Raw genomic sequence first — 17,144 nt, 5'->3', positions numbered from 1 at the left:
ACATGGATTCGGCTGATCACGCGCATACTGGGCCGCTGCGCGGTATTCGCGTTCTGGAGTTGTCGCTGGCGCTGACCGGTCCCTACATCGGTGCACTGTTCGCCGACCAGGGCGCCGACGTGGTGAAAGTGGAACGCCCCGACATCGGCGACATCCTGCGCTGGATCGGTCCGAGCGTGAATGGGTTGAGTGCGGTCTTCCGGGTGTGCAACCGCGGCAAGAAGTCGATCGCGGTGGATGTCCGAACCGACGCCGGACGGGAGATTGCGCTCGAACTGGCGGCGCAAGCCGACGTGGTGATCCAGAACTTTCGTCCCGGCGTGGCCGACCGGCTCGGTGTCGGGTATGCCGACGTCGTCGCGATCAATCCCGAGGTCGTCTACGTCTCGTTGACCGGTTTCGGTGAGGTCGGTCCGTATCGAGACCGCAGCGCATACGGCACGGTTATTCAGGCGTACGGCGGTGTGGCGTCCAGCCAGGCCGCCCCCGACGTCGGCGAGCCGATCTTCTTGCAGCAGGTACTGGCCGACAAGGTCACCGCGCTGTATGCCAGCCAAGCCGTCACCGCCGCACTGTTCGCACGGGCGACAGGTCGCGGCGGACAACACGTGCACGTCTCGATGGTGGACGCGGTGGTGTCCTTCTTGTGGACCGATGCGGCCGGCAACGAGGTCCTGCTCGACTCGGACAATTCGCAGCCGTCCAGCTTCACATCGGGATTCAAGCCGTTCCGCTTCATCGACGGGTGGGGTGTGGTGACGCCGATCTCGGACTCCGACTTCACGGGCATGTGTCGTGCACTGGACGCGCCCGGCGCTGACGACCCGCGATTGCAGACCGCCGAGCTGCGAAACCAGCACCGCCCGTTGATGGCCGAGGTGATGGCAGCGTGTTACGCGGGCGCGGAAAAGCTGACGGTGCACCAGGCGACGGAGAGATTCGAAGCCGCCGACGTACCGTACGCGATGATCGTGCCGCCCGAGGAATTGCCCGACGATCCGCACGCTATCGCAATGGGGCTGTTCGAGGAACGTGACGACCCGGTGGTGGGGCGGGTGCGTATCCCGCGGCATCCCGCCCTCTTCGATGGCACTCCGGCTCGATTAGCCGGTCCGGCACCGAAATTGGGCGAGCACACCGAGGAGATACTCGCCCAGGTGGGTCGGGTGGGCCAGGGATCCGGCTTGCGGGACTCCGGGGTCATCGCCTGACGCGGTTGGCTAGACCGCGACAGCTTCCAGAATGCTGATCGGGCCGACGGTGTCGACCACTCGAGTCAGCCGGAACCCTGACTTGTCGAATAGCTGACGGTACTCGGCCGCGGTGCGTTCGCGAGCGTTGGCGACGACCAGCATCTCGATGTCCACCCACTTGCCGTGGAAATTCCTGTCGTGGTCGGGAATGACGAACTCGATCAACAACACTCGTGCGCCCCGGTGAGCGGCGGTGCGGATGTTCTGCAGAATGCGGACCGCATCGTCGTCGGGCCAGTCATGGATGATGTGCTTGAGCACATAGGCGTCGGCGCCCTCCGGAACGGATTCGAAGAACGATCCCGGGTCGATTCGGGTGCGGTGCTCGACGCCGTACTGCCGCAGCAGAGCAGGTGCGCCGGCCACCACCTCGGGCAGATCGAACAACACGCCGCGGGCGTGTGCCGCGGACTCGAGGATCGCGGCGAGGAGCCTGCCGTGACCGCCGCCGATGTCGGCGATCGTGGCGAAGCGGCTGAAGTCGTAAGCCGCGACGACAGCGCTGACCGACGACTCCGACAGCCCCGTCATGGCCTGGTTGAAGATCCCGGCCAGCGCCGGCTCGTCGGCGAGGTAGTCGAAGATCGGCTTGCCCCGCAACGCGGGAACCACCGCGGAGCCTGTGCGTACCGCGTCTGCCACGTGACTCCAATGCTCGCGGTGCTGTGCTGAGCCAACCCAGCGGGCCATGCCCGCCATCGAGACGGGGGAGTCGGTGCGCAATGTCTCCGCAAGGGCGGTGAGCTCGTAGCGGCCGTCGCTGCGGTGCCGGAACACACCGACACCGATGAGTGCCCGAAGCATCCGGCATAGTGCGTCCTGGTCGACATTCAGTCGCCGCGCGAGCTCATCGCCGGTCGCGGGTCCGTTCGCCAGTTCATCGGCTATACCGAGTTCTGCTGCAGCCGAGATCAATTGGGCAATCCACGCCCCCATGATCAGTTCCATCATGGAGGCTGCCGGTGGCGCCGCGCGTTGGTGGATCCGGTACAGGACGTGACGGGCCCGTTCGATGATCCGGACAAGTTTCGTCGGTGGCGCTTTGGTGGACGTCACGGGACCATCCCTTCTCGGTCGTTCAGTAGCCGACAAGCGCCCGAACCGTAACTCCGGTTCCCCATTTAAAGCAAGTGGTGACTTGCATTAAGATTCGGGTGTGCCCAAACGCATCGACGAAGCCGGCCTGTTCCGGACGACTGTCGCGGTATTCGCCGAATGTGGCTACCGGGCCACCACGACACAGGAGATCGCAACGCGCGCGGGTGTCAACGAAGCGACCCTGTTCCGGCGCTACGGAGCCAAGGCGGCCCTGATCAACACGGCCTTGACGCACGTGTTGGCGGATTCATCGTTCGCGAGCCTGGCGATCAGTGACGACGTCACGGCGGACCTCACCGAGCTGGTGCGGTCCTATGTCGAGACCGCGCAACAATATGGCGGTGCGGTCGCAACGCTTCTCGCCGAGGTGCCCCGGAATCCGGAACTACGCGATGCGATTTCGGCCTTGATGCCCAATCTCGTCAATGCCGCCGGGGTGATCGCGGCACATCAGGATGGCGGGCGACTGGCGGCGGGCGACCCTCTGCGGACGCTGGTGGCGTTGATCGCGCCGTTACTTGTGTTTGGCCTCTGGGCGCGCACCGGGGCGACGCCGCAGGTTCCCGACATCGATGCGGCCGGCGTGGTCGCTGAATTCCTGGACGGGCATCGCGCCCGCGGCTAATCGGCGTGGGTGGTCGGCAGGCCGAGTTCGTCCGCCGGCGCGCTGAGGTAGCGCTGAACGCTGGGACCGATGAGCGTGACCACCTCGTTGGCGGTCAGCGTCGACAGCGGCGGTACCTGCATGACGTACCGCAGCATCGCCGTGCCGACCAGGCTCGTGGCGGCGAGCATCGCCCGCAGTCGCGCGTCATCCGCGCCGCCCAGGGCATCGGTGACCGCGGTCATCACATAACTGTGCAAGAACTCCCGAAATGCCTCGTGCGCATCACTGTTCGATGTCGCCGACTGCAGCATCGAGACCATGCTCGCAGCGGTGTCGGGTTGTTCCCAGATGGTCAGATAGGCACGGACGATGCGGAACCCCAGCCCGTCGTCATTGCCGGCGGTCAGCTGATCGGTGAACAATTCCGGGTCGAGTACCAGCTTCATCGACTCGCGGAAGAGTTCCGCCTTCGAGCCGAACAAATACAGCACCATCGACGGGTCCACATGGGCTTCGTCGGCGATCGCGCGCAGGGTCGCCTTCTCGTAACCGTGTTGAGCGAACTGGTTCTTGGCTGCGCGCAGGACCACGTCCCGGGACACCGGCTCGCCATGGCGTCGGCCGCGTCGCTTGTCCATCGCTGCACGTGAAGGCATGTCTGACGATATCATTTCAATAGTCATTGAATTATTCCGGTGGTGGGTTTACGCTCTGCTCATGATTTCATCCGTCGTTGAAAAAAGCGCGCACGCGCAGCCGGGGCATGCGGCGGAGCCGGTACGCGTGGCTTCGGGGGCCACGCGTGCGATGGGAGTCGTCGTCGGCCTGTCCGTTGTGGTGGCGGTGTTGGCCATCGCATTCGCGCTACCGGCGGCCCGCAGCGCGCCACACGATCTACCGATTGGCGTAGCCGGTCCGCACGCCGGACAGATCTCAGCGCTGCTGCAGCAGAACGCCCCTGGATCGTTTCGCGTGACCACCTACCCCGACGAGACGACGTTGCGGGCCGCCATTCGTGGCCGGGACCAGTACGGCGGCCTGGCGCTCGGCCCTGCCGGCCCTGTCCTGCTCACCGCCACCGGCGCCAGTCCTGCTGTGGCTCAGACGCTTTCCCAGCTCGGCAATCAGCTCTCGAAAGCGATCGCAGTCCCACTGCGAACCGAGGACCTCGCGCCCCCGACCGGCCGAGACCCACGCGGGGCGGGGCTCATCGCCTCCGGGCTGCCCATCACGATCGCGGGCCTACTACCGGCAATCGTGCTGGTGTTGCTGCTGCCGAACCGGATATGGCTGAGAACCATTGCAATGCTGACATTTTCGGCGACAGCAGCGGTGACGATCACGGCGGTCCTCCGGTGGGTCGTTGGTTCAGTCGATGGGAGCGCCGGCAGTGTCGCCGCCGCTCTGATGTTGGGTCTGAGCGGTGCCGGTCTGGCCGTTCTGGGGTTGGGTACGGTGTTCGGGCGCATCGGGCTGACGCTTGGTTCGGCGTTGGCACTGCTGCTGGGAAACCCACTGTCAGGTCTTGCCAGTGCGCCGCAGATGCTGCCCCGGGGCTGGGGCGAACTCGGTCAGTACCTTCCTCAGGGGGCGACGGCGGCGCTGCTGCGTTCGACCGCATTCTTCGACGGGGCGGGAGCCGGCGCCGCCGTCATGGTGTTGATCGCGTGGACCGTCGGAGGCGCGGTTCTCATCGGGATTGCGCAACTTCGGTCGGCGGCGCACCACGGCTCGGGCGCCCGGCACTTCGGTGGCCCGCTGGTCTGGCTGGGCGCCGGCGCGATCACCGTCGGCATCGGCGCTGCTCTGGCGCAGGGATCGGCGGTCGCGAACGCCGACACCGGACACAGCGGCAGGAGCGACGCCGGCGCGGGTGGCCAAACCGGCCCAGCCTCACCAACCCGCCACGGGGACACCGTCACGGTCAAGGCGCCGAGAGTAATTCGGTCATCTGCCGGCGCCAATCGCACGACGCCCGCCGGCCCAGCCGGGACGAACCCACGCCGTCATGACGTACTGGGCTGGGTCCGCCGCGAGTTGCGCTACACCCTGTTCAACAAACCCCCGGTGATCGCAGCCGTCCAACATGCAGAGGATCCCGTCACCGGTGTCGTCACGGGTGACCTCCACGACACCAAGGGATCTCGGGACGGAGTGACCTATACCGTCACCCAGCCCGCCAATGCGGCGGTCCGCGTGAACCCAGACGGCACCTTCGTCGTCACTCCCGACGCGCCCACTGCCCACCTCGGCGGGTCGGTCAGCTTCACCGTCACCGCCGACAACGGCAGCACGTACCGGCTGTCCGGCGTGCTGGGCCGCATCCAGTCGGTAATCCACTACTACGCACAACGATTGGGCATCAGCGGCCCAGATTCGGTGACCACGACGGTGACCGTCGACGTCGCGTCCATCAACAAAGCGCCGACCATCAGTGGCTATACGGACGCCACCTCCTCGGTCGACGGCACCGTCGCCGGCCAGATCAAGGCCGCTGATCCCAACCAGGACAGCCTGAACTTCAGCGGATCGACGACGAGTGCGGGCGGGGGAGCCGTCACCATCAACTCCGACGGTTCGTTCAGCTACGCGCCGACATTCCAGATACGCCACGCCGCGGCCGCTGACAACGCATCCGAGTCGGCAACCACCGACAGTTTTACGGTCACCGTCAGCGACGGCTACGGCGGTTCCACCACCCAGACCATCACGGTGCCGGTGAGCGCCGCCAACGGAATCCCCAGCGGCGGCAACATCACCGACTTGGCGGTCGATGACGTGATCGGTGTCGTCTCGGGCGCCGTCGTCGGCGTCACCGACCCGGACTCGGACCCGTTGATGTACAGCTCGAATCCGACCACCGTCGGCGGCGGCGTCGTCGACGTCTATGGGGACGGCTCATTCACCTACAACCCGACTGCCGAACAGCGGCACCTCGCCGCGGCGTTGGGTGCCCCGTTCACCGTGACCCACGACAGCTTCACCATTTCGGTCTCCGACGGTCACGGCGGCAGCACCGCGATCACGATCGTCGTCCCGGTCGCGCCCGAGGCGGACGACCCTCCGACCGGGGTCGCGGCCGGCTGACGGCGGCCAATGTCGAGAACGGACACAGTGGCCACGTAAAGGACTAGAGTTCGCTCGCCGGTCGAGGAGTCTCGAAGACGGAAGGGCGGCCCGACGATGACGAGGTATGTATCGGAAGCTGTCGGTGTGCTGACTGTGCTCCTGTCCATCGGTTCGACGGTGGCGAGTCCGACCGCATCAGCTGTGCCCGCGTGCACACCCGATTCGCTTGGTCTGAGTACCGGCGCGCCCGCGTCGCCCGGCGATGCGACGCAGATCCACTTCGACGTGATCGTCACGAACACCTCGCCCCAGCCGTGTGAGGTGCTGGGGTATCCCGGCGTGGATCTCATCGGACCCGACGATCCGAGGTGGGGTCCGGACTATCAGGTGCCGCAACAAGCCGACGCGGCGGTGCCGATCACGCTCCCACCGGGTGCCGCCGCCGCTAGCCGTCTCACGTTCCTGGCGGACCCGAATGGCTGGGTGCCGGACACCATCGCGGTGACCATGCCGAATTCGCCTGGGCGGATGGAAGTTCCCTGGATTGCCGGCCGGGTACCCGTTGCCCGACAGGACGCAGCGAGTCATCCCGGGACCTACATCGGACCCCTGCAACCCATGACTGACAGCTAGGCCGTAATGCTCTGGGCGTAGCTGAACACGTTGTCGGGGTCGTAGGTCGCCTTGATCTGACGTAGCCGCTCGACATTGCCGCCCCAGTAGGCGCGCTCCCAGTCCGGCATGCCGGCGTTCGGTACGTTCACGTAGGCGCCATTGACATAGGGCGCCAACGCGTCAGTGAGTTCCGCGACCCACGCGAGGACCGCCTCGGTCTCAGCATCGGGGGCGGGCGGCCCGCCGCGAACACCCCAACCTGCACCTGGTTCGGCGTAGTACAGCGCGCCGCGGTGTGCGAACGCCGACCCGCCTGAGGGCTCACTGTCGGCCAGCGCGCCACCGAACGCGTTGGTGAAGTAGTTGCACCCGTCGGGTGCCTTCGCCATGAATTCGGCAATGATGCCCACCGCGTCGGACGGTAAGGGCTCCGTCATGAACTGCGAGGAGAACTTCCAGTTCGCCGGTTCTTCTGTGATGGGGATCTGGAACCCGGCGTAGATCTCCGGCCACGTCGAGTCCTGCACGACGATATCAGGGCTCCCGATCGACAGCATCGGCGAAAGGAGCTGCAGCGCTTCGGCTTCCGTCCCGCCGGCAAGCAGGGCATGTAACCCGACCTTGTCGCCCTCGATCTCCAGCTGACTCGTCAGCCGAGGGTCCACGTACGGCGCGGACTGCTGCCAGGCCTCGAACACCGGCTGCAGTTCATCGAAGCCGGGCCACGTGGCGACGACGAAGATCGACTGTGTCAGCGGATGAATGCGATACGTCAACGACGTGACAATGCCGAAGTTTCCGTTGCCCGCGCCCCGTAGCGCCCACAACAGGTCGGGGTTGTTGTGTTCGTCGGCGGTGATCACCTGGGCGCCGCCGTCGGCTGAGGCGACGACGATCTCGACCCCCAGCAGGTTGTCCGACGCCATTCCGTAGTTGCGTGTCAGCAGGCCGAAGCCGCCGCCGAGCGTGGCACCGACCAGCCCGACGCTGCCTTCTGTTCCGGTGGGTGCCGCGAACCCCGCCTCGCCGAGTCCGGTGACCGCCTCGAGCTGATTGAGCCCCGCCCCGACGGTGGCGGTCCGGGCATGCGCGTCGATCGCCACCGATTTCAACCCGCTGACGTCGATCACGACGCCGCCGTCGACGCCAGACCAGCCTTCCAGGGCGTGGCCGCCGCTACGTACCCGGACGGCGAGTCCCTCCTGGCGTGCCCAGGTCAGTGCGTTGAGGACATCGTCTGTGTTGTAGGCGAATACGACGGCCTTGGGGTGGTGGGTGAAGAAGTGGTTCCAGCCGCGGCTGGCAGCGGGGTAGTCGGCGTCGCCAGGGTGCACCACCCGGCCGGTGAGTACAGCAGCCATGATCACTCCACCTCCGCGAACATGTTGGGATCACCGGGCTCTTCCTCGAGCACCGAACGATTGAACGTCCACATGTAGAGGAAGTACAGCCCGCCGGCGGCAGACAACCCGAAGGCCAGCGCGATGGGCGCCCATCCCGGGGACGTCGTGATCACCACGAACAGTGAAATGATCACCCACACAAGCGCTCCGATCGCCACCGGCCATTCCCAGCGACCCAGATCGAATCCGCCCGGCCTGCGATCGAGCTTGTGGCGCGTCGCGAGATACAAGATGATCGTGAACAGGTAGGGGAGCATCGTGACGATCGCGCCGGCCATGATGAGTTGCAGCAGTGCGTCTCCCGGCATGAGCGCCATCAGGATCACACCGACGGCCAGGACCAGGAATGTCGCGGGTATCGGTGTGCGGGTGCGCGGGTTGACCCGGCCCATCACCTTGTGGGCGGGAAAGCGCCCGTCGCGCGACATGGCGTAGATGTAGCGTGCTCCCGACACCATGGCAACCAAGGCGGCCCCGAAGAATGCGAGGGCGATCGCGGCCAGCAGCGGCCGCTCGAAGCCCGGTCCGAAGCGCTGGTTCATGATCTCGGCGACCGGCGATTCGGTGTTGGAGACCTTGGCCATGTCGGTGATCGACACGGTCAGGATGATGACGAACACCATCCCCAGTACCGAGGCTGCGATGACCGAGCCGATGATCGCCCGCGGAACGGTGCGCGTCGGATTCTTGGCTTCCTCAGCCATATTCGATGCCGTCTCGAAACCGACAAGCGTCGACAACCCCATGATCGATGCAGCCATCAATCCGCCGCCGATGACCCAGAAGTTCGGGTTACCTTCGGTGATGCCGCGGGAGAACAGGTTCGCCGGTTCCGCGTTGCCACTCACCATGATTGCGATGGTCAGGGCGACACCGATCACGAGCAGGATCGCCAGCTCGACCCCGACCGACAGTGAGTTGACCCAACCGACGATGCGCGTCGCGGCGACGGCCAGGACGAACTGAATGACCAACAGCGCCACCGTCATCAGTCGCGCGGTGGTTTCACTGGGCTCCATCCCGAACAACGGCATCAGGCACTGGCTGGCCAGGGCGTTGTCGATGGTCACCGGACTGGCGACCGCACTCAGAACGGCCAGCCAACCGAAGGCCCAGCCGAGTTTCGGGCTCGCCAGCCGCGATGCCCACGCGTAGGACGATCCGCTGAGCGGGATGCGCGCAGCGAATTGCGCGTACACCAACGCCACCAGAATCTGTCCGATCGCGACGATGGGGAACAGCCAGATGCCAATCGGGCCCGAATCCCGCAATACGTCGTCATAGGTGGCGAAGATTCCCACCGCAACCGACAGCGAAGCAAACGAAATGGCAAACACCTGAAAGCCATTCAGTGTTCGCTTGAGTTCCGGCTCGTAGCCGCAGTCTTCGCAGAAGTCGTCGGCGGCTTCGTCGCCCGCTATTACCTGGGTCATTATGCCCGTCCTTGCACTGGTGGGAGGTAGGTGTGCGCGGGCTCAGTTACCGCGATGGGTCGTGGCCGTGTGGGTGGCGCCGGCCGGGGGAGCCGTGTGGGCCGAGCCTGGAATGTGGGTGCCGCTGTCGTCGCCATGGATCGGGATCGGGTGATCCCGGGGAAAGACCTCTTGGTCGCCGCGGTCGTCGGACCGGAGTTGGTGGGTCCCGGTCGCCGGTCCCGAGGGGTCTGCCTGGGCCACACCGGAGCCGATGCCGAGAGCTGCAGCAGTGATGCCGCCGAAGAGCGCGCCGTAGGCGGCCAACCTGGTGATGCCGGTGATCGTGTTCATGCTGTTGAACGTATGGCGCATGGACACACCGGCTCTTCGGCTGAACTATGTGTTCGCAGAATGCGGTATGGGTCAAATGATGTAGGGAGCCCGGTCATGCGCTCGGGTCGGACGGCCCCGTCGCCGCCAACCCGCCTACCCCTCCGATGTGGTTGATGGCGGTACGTGATGGCTGATCGGTAGCGCGGTGTAATGCCATACGCATGCCTCCCGGCGAGTAGTCGACGGAGTGTAGCGGTCAAAGGCGTCGTTGCGACGCGACTCCGGCAAAGCGAGCACCGACAACGTGAATATGCGGTGAGCGCGCCGGTGCCAATTGGCGAGCAGTGCGGCGATTCACGCGTCCAGCGCCCCGAAAAGGGTTATGAATCAACAGTGAGCAACCACCACGTGAACCTGACACCGCAGGAAGACTCGCTGATCGGCGAGAGCCAACCGGAAGCGCTGGCCCGCATGGACGCCAAGCAGCTCAAGGAATTGCAGAGTCGGCTCCGGCAGGCGCGGGAGAAGAACTTCAGCCTGTTGCGGCGCCAGGGCGCCGCTCGAGTGGAGACCGAGGGTGGCCGCGGCGCCGCGCAGCCGGCCAATGAGAAACGTTCGGAAAAGGTGGAGGTCTTCGATGAGGCGCTGGTTCGGGTGACCGAGCGTCTCGACGCTATCGCCGAGTAGCAGCTACCGGGCGGGGTCTCCGGGGCGCCCGCCCCGCCCACCGATGCCGCCGTTTCCGCCGGTGCTTCCGTTGGGCGGACTTCCGGCCCTGGCTCCTCGACCGGCTATGGTTCCGCCGACGCCCAGCCCGCCGTTGGCCCCTGAGCCACCCGCACCGCCCGGCCCGGAGTTGCTGTTTCCGCCTTTGCCGCCATAGCCGCCCGAGCCGCCGACGATTCCGCCGTTCCCACCGCCGCCTCCGCTGCCGCCCTGGCCGCCGGTGCCGGTGGTCGCGCTGCCGCCCTGACCCCCGACTCCGCCTGAACCGCCCGAGATTCCGCCGGCACCCCCTGCGCCGCCCTCACCGCCCAACCCGCTGACCCCGCCGGTGGTGCCGCCGCCGGTGCCGCCGTCGCCGCCACCGCCGCCGACGCCGAAAATGCCGCCCGTGCCACCGACGCCGCCTTGGCCGCCCTTGAAAGATCCTCTGTTACTACCGTTTCCGCCGGCACCGCCGAATCCGCCACGGCCGTCTATCGCACCGCCGTTGCCGCCGCGACCGCCTTGCCCGCCTGCTCCGCTGGTGCCGGCGTCACCTCCTTGCCCGCCGTCGCCGCCACCGTGGAAGAGTCCGCCGTTCCCGCCGGCGCCCCCGCCCCCACCATTGCTGATGACGACGGTGACGCCGAGGCCGCCGTCGCCACCGTTGCCGCCCTGACCTCCGACACCACCGAACAGCCCGGAGTCGCCACCGCGGCCACCGGTGCCGCCGTTACTGCCCGGGGATCCCGCACCGGCGGAACCGCCGTTGCCTCCGTGGCCGCCGAACACGCCGCCGTCGCCGCCTCGACCGCCAGCGCCGCCGCCGCTCGCGCCGAAGCCGCCGTCGCCGCCGTCGCCGCCGTCGCCCGACAGCACACCACCGCGGCCGCCGTCGCCCCCGTCGATGTGCTCGGAGGTCCCGCCGCCGCCCCGTCCACCAGAGCCGAACAGGCCGGCGCTGCCGCCGCGGCCGCCGTTTACGCCCTCGCCGCCATTGCCGAGAAGCCAGCCGCCATTGCCGCCGTTGCACGCGGTGCCACACGTCGCCGGGTCGGGGCTGTATCCATTCCCGATCAACAGCCCGCCGTTGGGATGCTCGGCAGTACCGTCGCCGACGAGCATGATCGGGGCGGGCGCGACAGACACAAACATGGCATGACCCGGGCGGCTGTCGCCACAGGAGTGAATGTCCGAATTACATTGTGGTGCAGCACTTGCCGGTGCTGTCGCCGCGAATGCGACGACAACGTAGCCGGCCCCGGCGATCGCTGCGCCCGCGACGCCGCCGCGTAGACAACGCGAGGTCGTCATACAGTGGCCTGTCCGATGGCGAGTGGATGGACAACGGCCGGCATTCCGTGCCACACCGCGGCATCGGCCCTCACCGTGAACCCGCAGGCCCGCATCAACTGCAAAGTCGGGCGGTTGCATACGCATCCGCCCGCGAAGCCGCGCCATGGCCGCAGCATCACGTCCTGATACGCCGCAAGGAGACGCGAGCCCGAGCGGATGTGTTCGATGAACAACAGCTGCCCGCCCGGTCGCAGGATGCGGGCGATTTCCCGCAACGCAGCCTCGGGGTCGGGGACGGTACACAAAACCAGCGTCGAGACGACGGTGTCGACCGAGGCGTCGGGGAACGGCAGGTGCAGGGCGGACGCATCAGAGATCCGCGCGGCGCGCCCGACCCGTTCGAGCCGCCGGGCGAGTGCGCGGCGCATCGCTGGTTCGGGCTCGGTGAGCACGAGCTCGTCGACGCCGCCGGGGTAGTGCGGGAGGTTCAGCCCCGTTCCGGCGCCGATCTCGACCACCCGCCCGCGCGCGCCGGCCACCAGCTCGCGCCGCCGGCGCCGCATGCCGACCAGTTCGCCCAGCCAGACAAACGGGTCATATACCAGCGCCATGACGCGCAGCCACACCGCGTAGGTGGGCGTGGGCTGTTCATCGGTACGGGAATCGTCGCGGGCAGTCTCGGTCATGTCGAGAACGTACGGTTGCGGCCCGTCGGCCCGCATCGCTCAACCCGGCCATCTTGCGGGGATGGCCCGTTCAGGTCACCTGAGACAGACCGCCGCCCTCGAGTGCGGGAAATCGGGTGAACCCAGAAGCGCTGTGGCTCGTGTCGTAGCAGACGACAGTTCGGGTCGCCCACCAAGACAGGGGTCTCAGGCGCATCGTGGAACAAGGTCTGATGGGACTCGCCTTCGGCGCTGGGTTCGTGGCTGTGCTCAACCCGTGCGGTTTCGCGATGCTGCCGGTTTACATGACGCTGGTCGTGCGCGGCGATGCCACCGGTCAGCTCACCGCGGTGCGCCGAGCCGCGGTGGCAACGATCGAGATGGTGCTGGGTTTCATGACTGTGTTCGGTGTCTTCGGCGTGCTCACGGTCTCGGCGGCCACTGCTGTGCAGCAATACCTGCCGTACGTCACGGTGGCGATCGGCGCCGTCCTCGTCGTCCTGGGGATCTGGTCGCTGGCCGGTCGGCACCTACCCGGCCTCAACCCGGTGACCCGAAGTAGCCGATGGGCGCCGACAGTGCGCGGCGGTTCGATGTTCGGCTACGGCGTCGGATATGCGATTGCGTCCCTGTCCTGCACGATCGGGCCTTTTCTAGCCGTCACCGCGGCCGGCTTCCGCAGCGGGCTGATGGTCAACGGGTTGGTGACCTATCTGGCGTACGCGGCGGGGATGTCGCTGATCGTCGGCGTCCTGGCCATCGCCGCCGCATTCGCCAACCCGATCGGGGTGTACCGGCTGCGTCGAATCCTGCCGTATATCAACAGGTTCGGTGGTTTCTTGGTGCTGATCGTGGGGTTGTACGTCGGCTACTACGGTGTCTACGAGATACGCGTCTTCAGCGGCGCCGCGGCGCCACGAGACCCGGTGATCGCCGGCGCCGGACGCATTCAAAGCGGTCTGGCCGAGTGGGTGCACGGCCACGGCGGCCATCCCTGGCTCGCGGCGTTGGCGGTGCTGATGCTGAGCGCGTTTGCGGTGTCCTGGACCAGGCGTCTGCGCCGAACCGCCAAGGTTCGCCGCGTACTGCGCCTTCATTCCGGCGGTTTGAGTCCGTCGTCGTCGTGACCGACTGAGTCGTGACCGACTGAAATCCCTTGGTTTCCTGCTGAACCAACCGGAATCGCCACTCGTGACTCAAAAAAGAGGACACTGAGTGCGCGATCAGGGAAAGTTCATCACAAAACAAGGAGTGTCGATGTCGACACCAACGGTTGAGGCGAACGACGGTGTCGGGTCGCCCGAGGTCACGCCCGGCGACGCCCGGCAGCGGATCTTGGAGGCGACGGTCGAATGCTTCCGCGCCCACGGGTACGAGAAGTCGTCGATGCGCCTGATCGCCAACACGGCCAAGGTGTCCCAGACGCTGCTGCACTATCACTTCGAAACCAAAGAGAAGCTCTTCGACGCCGCCATCAACGATGTGGCGACGAAACTGTTCGCCACGGCAGCGACCCAGCTGGTGCCCGCAGAGTCGGTCGGCGACGGGCTGGCTGACGCTGCCGGCCTGCTGTACACCCTGTTCATCGACAATCTCGACACAGTCACCTTCGTCGTCGAGTTCGGGGCGGCTGCCAACCACAACGAATTCCTGCGCACCGCCTACCTCGAATTCCGGGACACCCAGCGGCGGCAGTTCGCCGGGCTGCTGCGCTCCATCGCCGGTGATGCGGCGCCGGAGCATGTGATCGACGAATCGGTGCGACTCATGGAGGTTGTGCTGCTGGGGATGTCGATGCAGCGCCCTTTCGCGTCCGATCAGGATCGGTTGCGCGGCGACTTCGACAGCTTTGTCATCATGCTCATCACCCGGCTCTTCGAGGGCTTGGCCTCGGGGTGACGTGATGACCACAGTCGACGGTCCGTCGTCACCCGGCGACACCCACCCGTACGCGCTGTGGGATGCGGCGTATGTTCTCGGCTCCCTGTCGCCGGCGGAGCGGCGCGATTTCGAGACACACCTGATGGGCTGCCCGTCGTGCGTTGATGCCGTCAGCGATCTCAGCGGCATGCCTGCGCTCTTGGCGCAGATCGACCGCGGTTACGTCGACACCCTTGACGATCGAGGTGGCCAGGCCGGGCTGCCGCCGCTGCGGGATGAATTGCTGGCCGAGGTCACTGCGCGACGGCGTCGCTCGAGGACGGCGACGTGGGCGTGGTCCGGGGCGGCCGCGTTGGTCGTCGGCCTTACCGTCGTTGCCCTTCAGTCGAACCCGATGGTGGTGACGCCTGCACCGGTCGAAGCCCCCGCGCTCACGATGACGCCGGTGACGCCGGTTCCTCTGACTGCCACAGTCACTCTCACCCGCCGGAGCTGGGGGACCCGCATCGAGATGCACTGCCTCTATGAGGCGGGACCGATGGACCTCGGCCATGACGGCGATGAGGTGACCGACACACTGGCGATGGTGGCGGTCGGTCGCGATGGGAGCCGCACCCAGCTGGCGACCTGGACGGCACGGATCGCGATACCGGCATCGCCCGCTGGCAGCACATCGATGCCTGTCGACGACATTGCCGCAGTCCAAATCGTTTCCGTCGACGCGGGTGCGGTGTTGCTCGAACGCGACCTCTGACGCTGCTGCCGGGCCGAATTTCGTGGACGTGACGCGCCAACGTTTGCTCACGCGCTTTACCTTCAGATGTGCCTGCACCCTCAGTCTGCGTTGGCGGCGAACTGAGCTTCGAGGTCGTCGCGCGTGACCGGTGGTCCCGGGAGCGGTGCTTCGTCAGGTGATCGCAGACCTCGAACGAACAAGCTGAGGTGGCGGCGGCCGATGGCGGGCCACGCGGGACCGTGGGGCAAAGGCTGGCCGGTCATGACCGCACAGACGATGACATCAGTGGCGTTGACGTCGGGGTGCACCGTCCCGGCCGTGCGACCCTCGGCGAGGAAGTGTTCGAGGGAGGCGTTGATTCGTCGACGGGCGGCGACGGCCGCCTCGGAAGTTAGGGGCGGCGCTCCGCGCAGGGGCAGCACCAGCTGGTGGCCGAGGTTCAAACTTTCGATCAGGTAGGTCTCTACCGCGTCGGCGCCGGTCTGCCCGGACTCCTCGATCCGATCGAGGATGTCGATGAGCATGTCGTACGAGCGGTGCTCCAGGGCGTGCAGCAGCGCCGTGCGGTCCGGGAACCCGCGATAGAAGGTGCCGACACCGACGCCAGCGGCCTTCGCGATGTCGGCAAGCGGAATGTTGAGTCCCTGACGGGCCATCGCGTCGGCCGCGGCGTGCAGAATCTTCTCTCGGTTTACGAGCGCATCGCGCCGGACCGCGCGCCGACGTGGCTGCGGGGACAACTCAGCGGTCATCCCTCGAGTGTCACACAACACCCGCATCGTCTGACGAGCACGACATGGCGATTCGAAGGTCGCCGTTCACGAAGCGCTAGCCGCAGGGAGTCGACTCAGCCGGGCTGCAGGCAAGCCACCGGCGATGCCAGGTCTGCATGCGGCAAAAGACTTTGAAGCACAATCGATCTCTGAGTTCTGCGCGGCCGCGCCAAGATCGACCACGGGGTTGGTCGGCGCGAAATCCGGACGGCCCGGAGCGAATCCTTGCGGCGGCAGCGACTTCGTATTGCCGGAACGCCGGCCGCGACCTACCCTATCGTTATGCGGAATATTTCGTCCGCTCCTAACCGTCGCCGCATCCGCGCGACACAGCTGCGGCCCGTGATCGGAGAAGAGTGTGGCGCTATCTGGTGTGGTCGCCGTCGTTGGAGCAACCGGGCAGCAGGGCGGTGCCACCGCGCGGGCTCTGCTGAGCGCTGGGGTGGCGGTACGGGCGCTGGTCCGCGACCCGCAGAAACCGGCTGCGCAGGCGCTGGTAGCTGCCGGAGCCAAACTGGCGATCGCTGATTTCGACGACCCGGCAAGTGTTCGCACGGCCTTCGAGGGCGTCGAACGTGTCTTCGCGATGACGACGATGACATCGGGCCGTGGCACGGAGGGTGAGATCAACGATGGCATCCTCATCGCGGATGCGGCCAAGTCTGCCGGAGTCGAGCATCTCGTGTACAGCTCGGTGGGCGGCGCGGAGCGGCACACCGGGATCCCGCACTTCGAGAGCAAGCGCCGCGTCGAGGAGTACATCGAAAGCCTGGAAATACCAGCCACATACGTGCGGCCGACGTTCTTCTATGACAATCTGCTGAGCCAGTCGTCGAACTTTGAGGCGAACGATATAGTCGTGCGCCTTCCGATGCCCGACGGTGTTCCGCTGCAAATGGTGGCCGTCAGCGACATCGGCGCCGTCGCCGGCGCTGTGCTCATCGACCCGTCTCGTGTCCCCACGGGAGCGGTCGAGATCGCCGGCGACGAGCTGACCGGCTCGCAGATCGCCGACGTCTTCGGACGCCGGGCGGCACAACCAGCTCGTTTCGAAGCTCTGCCGACAACCGCTGCCGGAGATGACGACCTGCGCGCGATGTTCACGTGGTTCTCCACGCCGCCGTCCTACCAAGCAGATCGGGCGCTCACCGCGGAACTCGCCCCTTCTGTGCAGACATTCGAACAGTGGCTCGATCAGCGCTGGAACCGATGATCAGCCCGACCTGGCAGTTCGGCCGGCGCGGGGCCTGGAACCCGCACAAACACAGGACCTCTGGCTGTCCTATCACGAGAGG

The 17,144-nt window shown here is 66.5% G+C and carries 17 protein-coding genes; 9 read left to right on the top strand and 8 right to left on the bottom strand.

Annotation, left to right across the window (positions count from 1 at the left end):
- Positions 1–2: 2 nt before the first annotated feature.
- Complete coding sequence (locus CRM90_RS07995) at positions 3–1,211, top strand: CaiB/BaiF CoA transferase family protein (protein WP_102806435.1); 1,209 nt, start codon at positions 3–5, stop codon at positions 1,209–1,211.
- A gap of 9 nt (positions 1,212–1,220) precedes the next feature.
- Here the strand turns inward: CRM90_RS07995 and CRM90_RS07990 are convergent, their stop codons facing one another.
- On the bottom strand, positions 1,221–2,309 hold the full coding sequence (locus CRM90_RS07990) for a methyltransferase (protein ID WP_102806434.1): 1,089 nt from the start codon (positions 2,307–2,309) through the stop codon (positions 1,221–1,223).
- Between the two features lie 100 nt (positions 2,310–2,409).
- Here CRM90_RS07990 and CRM90_RS07985 point away from each other — a divergent pair, with 100 nt between their 5' ends.
- On the top strand, positions 2,410–2,976 hold the full coding sequence (locus tag CRM90_RS07985) for a TetR/AcrR family transcriptional regulator (protein WP_102806433.1): 567 nt from the start codon (positions 2,410–2,412) through the stop codon (positions 2,974–2,976).
- On the opposite strand, the gene CRM90_RS07980 is transcribed toward CRM90_RS07985, so the two are convergent.
- Complete coding sequence (locus tag CRM90_RS07980) at positions 2,973–3,614, bottom strand: TetR/AcrR family transcriptional regulator (protein WP_102806432.1); 642 nt, start codon at positions 3,612–3,614, stop codon at positions 2,973–2,975. The two genes, CRM90_RS07985 and CRM90_RS07980, sit on opposite strands and share 4 nt — an antisense overlap.
- Before the next feature lie 61 nt (positions 3,615–3,675).
- Between CRM90_RS07980 and CRM90_RS31430 the strand changes: the two genes are divergently transcribed.
- Together CRM90_RS31430 and CRM90_RS07970 are read left to right on the top strand one after the other, a co-directional pair.
- The gene (locus CRM90_RS31430) at positions 3,676–6,045 is read left to right on the top strand and encodes a cadherin-like domain-containing protein (protein WP_199189816.1); all 2,370 of its coding nucleotides are present in this window, start codon (positions 3,676–3,678) and stop codon (positions 6,043–6,045) included.
- Between the two features lie 126 nt (positions 6,046–6,171).
- Positions 6,172–6,660, top strand: a complete 489-nt coding sequence (locus tag CRM90_RS07970) for a DUF4232 domain-containing protein (protein WP_233209212.1) — start codon at positions 6,172–6,174, stop codon at positions 6,658–6,660.
- On the opposite strand, the gene CRM90_RS07965 is transcribed toward CRM90_RS07970, so the two are convergent.
- Genes CRM90_RS07965 through CRM90_RS07955 form a run of 3 tightly spaced genes read right to left on the bottom strand, consistent with a single transcriptional unit; the run spans position 6,657 to position 9,811 of the window.
- The gene (locus CRM90_RS07965; protein ID WP_102806508.1) at positions 6,657–8,003 is read right to left on the bottom strand and encodes an FAD-binding oxidoreductase; all 1,347 of its coding nucleotides are present in this window, start codon (positions 8,001–8,003) and stop codon (positions 6,657–6,659) included. The two genes, CRM90_RS07970 and CRM90_RS07965, sit on opposite strands and share 4 nt — an antisense overlap.
- Before the next feature lie 2 nt (positions 8,004–8,005).
- Positions 8,006–9,478, bottom strand: a complete 1,473-nt coding sequence (locus CRM90_RS07960) for an APC family permease (protein ID WP_102806429.1) — start codon at positions 9,476–9,478, stop codon at positions 8,006–8,008.
- 42 nt (positions 9,479–9,520) lie between these two features.
- A complete protein-coding gene (locus CRM90_RS07955) occupies positions 9,521–9,811 on the bottom strand; it encodes a hypothetical protein (protein ID WP_142391339.1) in 291 nt (96 codons plus the stop codon).
- A 297-nt stretch (positions 9,812–10,108) separates the two neighbouring features.
- Between CRM90_RS07955 and CRM90_RS07950 the strand changes: the two genes are divergently transcribed.
- On the top strand, positions 10,109–10,480 hold the full coding sequence (locus CRM90_RS07950) for a hypothetical protein (RefSeq protein ID WP_233209211.1): 372 nt from the start codon (positions 10,109–10,111) through the stop codon (positions 10,478–10,480).
- 3 nt (positions 10,481–10,483) lie between these two features.
- On the opposite strand, the gene CRM90_RS30475 is transcribed toward CRM90_RS07950, so the two are convergent.
- Positions 10,484–11,623, bottom strand: a complete 1,140-nt coding sequence (locus CRM90_RS30475) for a hypothetical protein (RefSeq protein WP_502693245.1) — start codon at positions 11,621–11,623, stop codon at positions 10,484–10,486.
- A 185-nt stretch (positions 11,624–11,808) separates the two neighbouring features.
- A complete protein-coding gene (locus CRM90_RS07935; protein WP_102806507.1) occupies positions 11,809–12,480 on the bottom strand; it encodes a class I SAM-dependent methyltransferase in 672 nt (223 codons plus the stop codon).
- Positions 12,481–12,677: 197 nt separating this feature from the next.
- On the opposite strand from CRM90_RS07935, the gene CRM90_RS07930 reads away from it, so the two are divergent.
- From CRM90_RS07930 to CRM90_RS07920, 3 genes are all read left to right on the top strand, one after another.
- A complete protein-coding gene (locus CRM90_RS07930; RefSeq protein ID WP_102806426.1) occupies positions 12,678–13,586 on the top strand; it encodes a cytochrome c biogenesis CcdA family protein in 909 nt (302 codons plus the stop codon).
- 130 nt (positions 13,587–13,716) lie between these two features.
- Entirely contained in the window at positions 13,717–14,358 is a 642-nt protein-coding gene (locus CRM90_RS07925) for a TetR/AcrR family transcriptional regulator (RefSeq protein ID WP_102806506.1), read from the top strand.
- A gap of 4 nt (positions 14,359–14,362) precedes the next feature.
- A complete protein-coding gene (locus CRM90_RS07920; protein WP_102806505.1) occupies positions 14,363–15,094 on the top strand; it encodes an anti-sigma factor family protein in 732 nt (243 codons plus the stop codon).
- Positions 15,095–15,174: 80 nt separating this feature from the next.
- On the opposite strand, the gene CRM90_RS07915 is transcribed toward CRM90_RS07920, so the two are convergent.
- Complete coding sequence (locus CRM90_RS07915) at positions 15,175–15,828, bottom strand: TetR/AcrR family transcriptional regulator (protein WP_158248993.1); 654 nt, start codon at positions 15,826–15,828, stop codon at positions 15,175–15,177.
- Between the two features lie 379 nt (positions 15,829–16,207).
- Here CRM90_RS07915 and CRM90_RS07910 point away from each other — a divergent pair, with 379 nt between their 5' ends.
- Positions 16,208–17,062 (top strand): NmrA/HSCARG family protein, encoded by an 855-nt coding sequence (locus tag CRM90_RS07910; protein WP_102806424.1) that lies wholly within the window; start codon positions 16,208–16,210, stop codon positions 17,060–17,062.
- The last annotated feature ends 82 nt before the right edge of the window (positions 17,063–17,144 follow it).

Source organism: Mycobacterium sp. ENV421 (genome assembly GCF_002887815.1).
Classification (GTDB): Bacteria; Actinomycetota; Actinomycetes; order Mycobacteriales; family Mycobacteriaceae; genus Mycobacterium.
Note: the sequence above shows the minus strand (reverse complement) of the source record. Positions and strands in the feature narration are given on the sequence as shown.